This window comes from Nocardiopsis halotolerans DSM 44410 (assembly GCF_000341065.1).
GTDB lineage: Bacteria > Actinomycetota > Actinomycetes > Streptosporangiales > Streptosporangiaceae > Nocardiopsis > Nocardiopsis halotolerans.
On record NZ_ANAX01000370.1, the window covers coordinates 1 to 7,991 of the forward strand.

The following is a 7,991-nucleotide window of genomic DNA, read 5'->3' on the forward strand; positions in this document are numbered from 1 at the left end:
TGCGGCCCCTCGTGCTGGAGGCGGCCGACCGGCCAGGCGGCGCGTGGCCGCACTACTACGACAGCCTGACGCTGTTCTCCCCGGCCCGTTTCTCCTCACTGCCCGGCCACACGATGCCCGGGGACCCTGACCGCTACCCGCGGCGCGACGAGGTGGTGAACTACCTGCGCGACTACGCTTCCCGTCTGGACCTCGACCTGCGCTGCGGCCAGCGGGTGGAGCGGGTCGAACGCCACGGGGACGGGTTCGCCCTCACCACCACCGACGGCTTCCAGGTGCGGACCCGCGCGGTGGTCGCCGCCACCGGCGGTTTCTCCCGCCCCCACCATCCTGAACTGCCGGGGCTGGGGGACTTCACCGGCACCGTGGTGCACGCGTCCGACTACCGTTCCCCGACCCCCTTCGCCGGTCAGCGCGTCGTGGTGGTCGGCGGCGGTAACTCCGGCGTGCAGATCGCCGCGGAACTGGCCGAGGTGGCCAGGGTCAGTCTGGCCACCCGCGCGCCGGTGGCCTGGGCAAACCAGCGGCCCCTGGGCCGAGACGTCCACTGGTGGTTCGTGCGCAGCGGCCTGGACGCCGCCCCACTGCGCCGCGTGTGGGAAAGGGGCCCGACCCTGGTCAACGACGACGGCCGGTACCGGGCCGCGTTCGCCTCGGGCAACCCCGACCGACAGGAGATGTTCACCCGACTGGAGGGTGACAAGGTGGTCTGGTGCGACGACACGGTGGAGGGCGTGGATACCGTCCTACTGGCCACCGGCTACCGGCCCGCCCTGGACTACCTCGCCCCCACCGGAGCGCTGGACTCCCACGGGCATCCGCTACACCACGGTGGAATTTCCACCACCGTCCCCGGGCTGGGGTACGTGGGGCTGGAGTTCCAGCGCAGCTTCTCCTCGGCCACCCTGCGCGGGGTCGGCCGGGATGCCCGTCACGTCGTGCGGCGGCTGCTCGCTGGAGCGCGACGATGACGGAAACGTCCGCGCCTGTCCGACGAACGCACCCGAAGAAGGCCGGTCCGGGCCGGATCACACACCTTGGAAGGAAGAGGACCACGCAGCAGGTGGAGGCCACCGTGTCAGGGGCGGGCAGTTCGGAGGAGGAGAAGGCGACCTCCCCGCGCCACCTCAGCGCGGCCAGGCGCCGGGCGCTGCGCACCCTGTGCGACGACGGACCCACCTCCGCCGAGGACATCGCCGACATGTGGCGGGCCCAGACCCCGCTCACGGCCCGGGCCCACCTCATCGGACGGCTGCTGTGGATCCTGGAGTCCCTGGACTACGCCGAACTCACCGATGCGCCGGGGGTGTACCACGCCACCGCGCGTGGTGCGCGTGCTCTCCAGTGGCACTGAGCGCCCGGCGCCTCACTCCGCTCCGGTCTGCGTCTCGTACTCAAGGTCCTGGGTGATCTGTGCGACGGCTCCCTTGGCCGTGCGCGCCGCGCCGATGAGGGTGGCCGAGGCCGGACCGGTCCAATCCCCGTAGCCCAGAAGGTGCAGGTGGGGTTCGGCCACTGACCGGGTTCCCTCCACCGCGACCTGGCCCTGTTCGTCCACCAGGTCCAGAGGTTCGAGGTGTCCGAGGACTGGACGGAAGCCTGTGCACCACAGGATCACGTCGCAGTCCCGGGTGGAGCCGTCGGCCCAGGCCACGCCGGTGTGGGTGAGGTGGTCGAACATCGGCTCGGCCTTGAGGACGCCGCGCTCACGAGCCTCGCCCACACTCGGCACGACCACGATGTCGCCCAGGTCGCCGATGCCCCTGGGGTTCGACCCTCCCAGTTCGGCTGCCTTCCAGGATCCGGTGGCGATGGCGAAGAGCGCTCGTCCGTCGACGTCGTCGGGCAGGAACCGGGGCGGGCGCGCCGTCACCCAGGTGGTCTCGGCGACCCGGGAGAGCTCGGCCAGGATCTGCGCCGCGGAGTTACCTCCGCCCACGACCACGACCCGCTGCCCGGTGAACTCCTCCGGCCTCCGGTAGTCCACAGTGTGCAGCTGCCCGCCCTCGAAGACGTCCCGGCCCGGGATGTCGGGGACGTGGGGCGCCCTCCAGGTTCCGGTGGCACTGATCACCCGCCGGGCCAGCCAGGTGCCCCCGTCGGTCACCAGCCGCAGCCGGTCGTCCGCCCGCTCGACCCGCCACACTCGGACCGGCCGGGGGACCGGCAGGGCANGTGGACCGGCAGGTCATAGCGGCGTTCGTACTCGGTCAGGTACCACGCCACGTGGGAGGCCGAGGGATACTCCCGCCCCTCCTCCTCGGGCATCCACCAACCGGGGAGCATGCTATGCGCGGCCGGGGAGAACAGGCGCAGCGAGTCCCAGTACTGGGGCCACGCACCTCCCGGCCCGTCGTGGTCGTCCAGGATGACGAAGTCCGCCTTGGCGCGGCGCAGGAAGTACCCGGCAGCGAGCCCAGCCTGTCCGCCGCCGATGACCGCGACGTCGACGAGGTGTTGCTTGGTGGACATTCCCGCTCCTTCATGAGTCTTCGATGCTCCGCTGCGTGCCTGCGACCGTCGCCGCGGGGGAGGCGCCGCGCCCTGGACGCAGGAGCAGGGCCCGCTCTGACGGTCTGACGCGGGTCCTGCTCCTCAACGCGTTCCCTATCGCAGTTGCGGGGCGAACCGTTTCCGCCAGGCCAGGGACACGTAGACCAGGGCGACCAGCACCGGCACCTCGATCAGCGGTCCCACGACCCCGGCCAGGGCCTGGCCCGAGGTCACCCCGAACGTGGCGACGGCCACCGCGATGGCCAGCTCGAAGTTGTTGCCCGCCGCGGTGAAGGCCAGCGTGGTGGTGCGGTCGTAGTTCATCCCCAGCGCCTTGCCCAGGGCGAAGGTGCCGAACCACATGAGGGCGAAGTAGGCCAGCAGCGGGAGCGCGATGCGCGCCACGTCCAGGGGTTGGCTGGTGATCCGGTCCCCCTGGAGGGCGAACAGCAGCACGATGGTGAACAGCAGCCCGTACAGGGCCCACGGGCCGATCCGGGGGAGGAAGGCCGACTCGTAGCGCTCGCGGCCCATCCGGCGCTCGCCGATCCGGCGGGTGAGGAACCCCGCGACCAGGGGGACGCCGAGGAAGACCACCACGTTGAGCGCGATCAGCCAGGGCGAGGCGTCCAGTCCGCCGGTGTCCAGACCCAGCCATCCGGGCAGCAGGTCCAGGTAGAACCAGCCCAGCAGACCGAAGACCAGCACCTGGAAGACCGAGTTCAGGGCCACCAGGACGGCGGCGGCCTCGCGGTTGCCGCAGGCCAGGTCGTTCCAGATGATGACCATGGCGATGCAGCGCGCCAGTCCGACGATGATCAGCCCGGTGCGGTACTCGGGCAGGTCGGCCAGGAAGATCCAGGCCAGCGCGAACATCACCGCCGGGCCGACCAGCCAGTTGACCACGATGGAGGAGACCAACAGGCGGGTGTCGCGGGTGACGGTGTCCAGCCGGTCGTAGCGGACCTTGGCCAGGACCGGGTACATCATGACCAGCAGCCCGAGCGCGATGGGCAGCGAGACGCCGCCGACCTCCAGTGCCGCCAGCGCGTCGTCCAGGCCGGGCACCAGGCGGCCGAGGCCGAGTCCGACGGCCATGGCGAGCAGGATCCACACCGCGAGGAAGCGGTCGAGTGTGGACAGTCTGGCCGCGACGGAGGGTTCGGTGGCCCGGGTCGTGCCCTTGGGGGAGGCCATCAGCAGGGCCTCCTGTTCCGCGCCGCGTCGGTGGAGCGGGCGGTCCGGGCCAGCTCGGCGAGCGCCCCGGACAGCGACTCCAGTGTCTGGGGGCGCAGACGGTAGTAGGTGAACCGGCCGCAGGGCTCGGTGTCCACCACGCCCGCCTCGCGCAGGATCCGCAGGTGGTTGGACAGGTTGGTCTGGCGTGCCCCGGTCTCGCTCATCAGGTGCGTGGTACACAGGGTCTCGCGGGCGAGCAGGGTCACGATCCGCAGCCGGAGCGGGTCGGACACCGCCCTGATCACATCAGGATCCACTGACATCAGCATAGGCTGATATTATCGCATCATTGCGTAATGATGCGAAGGGGCGGCGTGCCCGTCCGCCGAGACCAAGGGAGGCGGTCACCGTGACCAGCTCCGACAAACCGTCCGTCCTGTTCGTGTGCGTCCACAACGCGGGCCGCTCCCAGATGGCCGCCGCCTGGCTGGCCCACCTGGGCGGGGACCGAGTGGAGGTGCGCTCCGCCGGATCCGCGCCCGCCGACGCCCTCAACCCCGCCGTGGTCGAGGCCATGGCCGAGGTCGGCGTCGACATCACCGACCAGCACCCCAAGATCCTCACCACCGAGGCGGTGGAGGCCTCCGACGTGTGCGTGACCATGGGCTGCGGCGACACCTGCCCGGTCTTCCCCGGCAAGCGCTACCTCGACTGGGCCCTGCCCGACCCCGCGGGACGGGGGGTCGCGGCCGTCCGTCCCATCCGCGACGAGATCAGGAAGCGCGTCGAGGAGCTCATCGAGGAGATCGCCCCCGACGGCGGCGACCGGCCCGGTGCCCGGTTCCGGCGGACACCGGCACCGGGTCCCCGCGCGGAGTGAACGCGCACCGCACCCGGGCGGCCCGGCGCCCCGTCCCGGCGCCGTGGGCTCAGGGGGACGGGGACCGGTCCGGTAGCCCGGCGGCCCGCCGCAGGCGCGCGAACTCCTCGGTCATCGGCCCCAGCTGCCAGTGCGCGTTCCTGCCGCTGGGATTGGGCAGCAACCACACGCGGGTGGCCCCGATCTCCATGGCCTGGGGTCCCACCCTGGCGTCACGGTCGTCGAAGGCCTGCCTGTAGGCGGTGACTCCCAGGACGGCCAGCCACCGGGGGCGCCACCGCAGGACCTTGTCCCGCAGTCTCCGGCCGCCCTCCACGATCTCCTCGCGTCTCAGCTCGTCCGCCTGGGCCGTGGTCCGGGCGGCGACGTTGGTGATCCCCAGACCCAGCGCCAGCAGCACGTCCTCCTGGTCGGGTCGCAGCTGGCGCGGGGTGAAGCCGGACCCGTGCAGGGCGGGCCAGAAGCGTGTTCCCGGTTTGGCGAAGTGGTGCCCGGCGGCGCCCGAGGCCAGACCCGGGTTGATACCGCAGAAGAGCACGGCGAGGTCCTCGGCGAGGAGGTCGGGGACCACCCGGTTCCGGGCCGCCTCCAGTTCCTCCCGGCTCGGGCCGGGCGTCCTCCTAGCCGGTGTGTCCCGGGTACGTCCGCTCGCGGGACCCATGGATTCCCCCTTCCGGACCGCGGTCGGTGGCGCGGGGAGACCGCGCCGCTGTCGAGGGCCCCTTCCCGGAACCGCGGTCCCCGAAGCCCCCGGGCCGCCGGGGCCGCGTCCGTGCCAGTCCCCAGCGGCGACCGGCGCGGTCGAGCAGGAACGCCAGCGTCGCGGTGACGACCAGGTTGACGGTCAGAGCGGTCGGGCTCTCGTCCTTCCAGCCGAAGGTCAGGAGGCCGAAGGCGCACAGGTTGTTGACCACGTGCACCGCGATGGCCGCCTCCAGGCCACCGGTGCGCCAGGTGAGCCAGCCCGCCATGACCGCGAAGACCGCCACGTCCGTCAGACCGACCCAGTCGTAGTCGTGGCCCACGACGAAGAGGGGGACCGGCAGGAGGACGGCGAAGGCCGGGTGCCGCAGCCACGCACCGATCATCTGCATCGCGACACCGCGGAACACGTACTCCTCGGCCGCGGCCTGGAAGGGGACGATGAGCAGGAGCACGGCGAGCATGGCGAGCAGGGTCCACCCGGACGGCGTGGGTACTGACTCGGCGCTGTCCATGAGGGTCCCGGCCACGAGCAGCGTCGGAGCGTACACGGCGTACACGACCGCGGAGATCTTCGCGGCGTGCAGCATCCACCGCCAGCGCAGCCCGCCCTCGACGGAGCTCAGCAGCCCCACCGGTCGATGGCCGCAGATCCTCGCGGCCAGCAGGGCGCAGGGGAGGAGGGCCGCGATACTGCCCAGGAGGGCGGCCACGACGAGCGGGTCCTGCTCGTTCTCCAGCACGCCGTCGAGGTCCTCGGGCACACCCTCGCCCACGCCGAGGAAGGCGGCGAGGTCGATCCCCGCAAAGAGGAGGATGTTGCAGAAGAGGAAGAACAGGGCCGTCAGCACCGCGATCAGTGGCATCCGCCACCACCGGGGCCGGGGGAGGGCGCGTGACAGACGGTGGTGGGGCAGGGGCTCGGGTTCCGGGGGCAGGGGTGCGTGTTCTGTCGGAATCGTCGGGGATGTCATGGGGAGGATGTTAGGCACACCGGAACGCCCGTTCGTGCCCTGAGCGCCCCCTGAGCCCAAAGATCAGACCCGGGTACCACACCGGGCTCGGGAGAAGGGCACTCACGGATGACGCCGCACGTCGGAGCGGTCGTTAACGTGGGTTGGCATGAGGTCCCCCATGACAGCACCGGCGCCGGGCCAGCGGCGCCAGCCCGGCGTGGTCCACCGCTGGCTGACCGCGCGCCCCGTCGCCGTCGACGTCTGCCTGGCGGGCGTGTACGCGGCGTTCCTGCTGACGGCGGCGGTGGCGGGCCTCGTCCTCGGTGAGCTCGGCGCGGGCGCCGCCGCCCTGCGCGTCCTCATGGTGGTCTCCACCGCCGTGGCGATCCTGGCGCGCCGGCGCGCGCCGTGGGCGCCGCTCGTGCTGGCCTGCGCCAGTTCCCTGGTCCTGCCCGTCGCCATCGAGCACGACGACGCGATCGCCCTGGTCATCGCCGTCTACACGGTGGCCGCCCACGTGTCCCTCCGGGCGGGGGCGCTGGCCTACGCCGCGGCCGTCGTGAGCACCGCGGTCGGAACCCTGGTCGCCGAGGTGAGCGGGCGCGGGTTCACCGAGGACGGGGACGTGACGCTGCTCCTGCTGGTGGTCGCGGTGGCCCTGCTCCTGCCGCTCGGTGCGGGGGCCGTCCGCGGACGGCGGCGCCGGTACATGGAGGAGTTGGTCGCGCGCGCCGAGCGGCTCGCGGCCGAACGCGACGCCCGGGCCCGGGAGGCCGCCGTCGCGGAACGGGAGCGCATCGCCCGGGAGATGCACGACGTCGTCGCGCACAGCCTCACGGTCGTGGTCACCCTCGCCGACGGAGCGGCCCGGACCGAGGACCGTGAGAGCGGACGCCAGGCCATGCGGGCGGTCGCCGAGACCGGCCGCCGCGCCCTCGACGAGATGCGGCTGATGCTCGGGGTGCTGGGCACCGGGCCGGAGGCCTCACCGCTCAGCCCTCCTCCCTCCCTGGACGCGCTCGACTCCCTGGTCGAACCGGTACGGGCGGTGGTCGCGTCGGTCGGCTGCGAGGTGCGGGGCGAGGTCCCCGACGATCCGAGCCTGCACCTGGCGATCCACCGCGTCGTGCAGGAGGCGGTGACCAACGTGCTGCGCCACGCGGTCGCCCCCGGGTCGGTGAACGTCCTGGTGGCGGCTGAGTCCGGCGTCGTGCGCGTTCTCGTGGAGGACGACGGGCGCACCCACTCCGACGCGCCCCCGGGCGCGCCCGGATCCGGTCGGGGGCTGGCGGGCATGCGCGAACGGGCCTCGGTGCTGGGCGGCACGGTCAGCGCGGGCCCCGCCCCCGGGCGGGGGTGGCGTGTGGAGGCGGTGCTGCCCGTTCCGGCGCGGTTCCTGTCGGGAACGGGTGCCGTGTGAGCGTGCGGATCATCATCGCCGACGATCAGCACCTGGTGCGCCTGGGCCTGCGGTTGGCACTGGACTCGGTCGGCGACTTCGACGTGGTCGCGGACGTGGCGGACGGGTCGGAGGCGGTCGACGCCGCTGTGAGGCTGGCGCCGGACGTGGTGCTGATGGACGCCCGCATGCCGGTGATGGACGGTATCGAGGCCACCCGGCGGTTGGTGGCGGCCGCTCCCCGCGTCCGCGTGCTCGTCCTCACGACCTTCGACCTGGACGAGGTCGCCTTCGCCGCCGTACGCGCGGGTGCGGGCGGTTTCCTGCTCAAGGACGTGCGGCCCGAGGAGTTGGAGTCCGCGATCCGCTCGGTGGCGGACGG

Annotated in this window: 9 protein-coding genes and 1 pseudogene; 5 read left to right on the forward strand and 5 right to left on the reverse strand. The window is 72.5% G+C overall.

Annotation, left to right across the window (positions count from 1 at the left end; all coding sequences use genetic code 11):
• Together D455_RS0126930 and D455_RS0126935 are read left to right on the forward strand one after the other, a co-directional pair.
• Window positions 1-971 (forward strand): NAD(P)-binding domain-containing protein (locus tag D455_RS0126930; RefSeq protein WP_017573767.1); only part of this gene is annotated, 971 nt, incomplete at its 5' end.
• A 104-nt stretch (window positions 972-1,075) separates the two neighbouring features.
• Window positions 1,076-1,354, forward strand: a complete 279-nt coding sequence (locus tag D455_RS0126935) for a hypothetical protein (RefSeq protein ID WP_241480399.1) — start codon at window positions 1,076-1,078, stop codon at window positions 1,352-1,354.
• Window positions 1,355-1,366: 12 nt separating this feature from the next.
• On the opposite strand, the pseudogene D455_RS31845 reads toward D455_RS0126935, so the two are convergent.
• The 3 genes and pseudogenes from D455_RS31845 to D455_RS0126950 all read right to left on the reverse strand — a co-directional run bounded on the left by D455_RS31845 (window position 1,367) and on the right by D455_RS0126950 (window position 4,001).
• Window positions 1,367-2,472 (reverse strand): annotated as a pseudogene (locus D455_RS31845) (ArsO family NAD(P)H-dependent flavin-containing monooxygenase).
• A 135-nt stretch (window positions 2,473-2,607) separates the two neighbouring features.
• Window positions 2,608-3,690 (reverse strand): ACR3 family arsenite efflux transporter, encoded by a 1,083-nt coding sequence (arsB, locus tag D455_RS0126945; RefSeq protein ID WP_017573769.1) that lies wholly within the window; start codon window positions 3,688-3,690, stop codon window positions 2,608-2,610.
• On the reverse strand, window positions 3,690-4,001 hold the full coding sequence (locus D455_RS0126950) for an ArsR/SmtB family transcription factor (protein WP_040685161.1): 312 nt from the start codon (window positions 3,999-4,001) through the stop codon (window positions 3,690-3,692). Before D455_RS0126950 ends, arsB begins: the two co-directional genes overlap by 1 nt.
• 80 nt (window positions 4,002-4,081) lie before the next feature.
• On the opposite strand from D455_RS0126950, the gene D455_RS31850 reads away from it, so the two are divergent.
• Window positions 4,082-4,552, forward strand: coding sequence for an arsenate reductase ArsC (locus D455_RS31850; RefSeq protein ID WP_017573771.1), 471 nt, complete (start codon window positions 4,082-4,084; stop codon window positions 4,550-4,552).
• Between the two features lie 49 nt (window positions 4,553-4,601).
• Here the strand turns inward: D455_RS31850 and mug are convergent, their stop codons facing one another.
• Both mug and D455_RS31855 read right to left on the reverse strand, forming a co-directional pair.
• Window positions 4,602-5,213, reverse strand: a complete 612-nt coding sequence (gene mug / locus D455_RS0126960; protein WP_193789469.1) for a G/U mismatch-specific DNA glycosylase — start codon at window positions 5,211-5,213, stop codon at window positions 4,602-4,604.
• Window positions 5,173-6,120 (reverse strand): CPBP family intramembrane glutamic endopeptidase, encoded by a 948-nt coding sequence (locus D455_RS31855; RefSeq protein WP_017573773.1) that lies wholly within the window; start codon window positions 6,118-6,120, stop codon window positions 5,173-5,175. Before D455_RS31855 ends, mug begins: the two co-directional genes overlap by 41 nt.
• A gap of 268 nt (window positions 6,121-6,388) precedes the next feature.
• Here D455_RS31855 and D455_RS31860 point away from each other — a divergent pair, with 268 nt between their 5' ends.
• Together D455_RS31860 and D455_RS0126975 are read left to right on the forward strand one after the other, a co-directional pair.
• Entirely contained in the window at window positions 6,389-7,630 is a 1,242-nt protein-coding gene (locus D455_RS31860; RefSeq protein ID WP_017573774.1) for a sensor histidine kinase, read from the forward strand.
• A partial coding sequence (locus tag D455_RS0126975; RefSeq protein WP_017573775.1) for a response regulator occupies window positions 7,627-7,991 on the forward strand: 365 nt, incomplete at its 3' end. The genes D455_RS31860 and D455_RS0126975, both read left to right, overlap by 4 nt.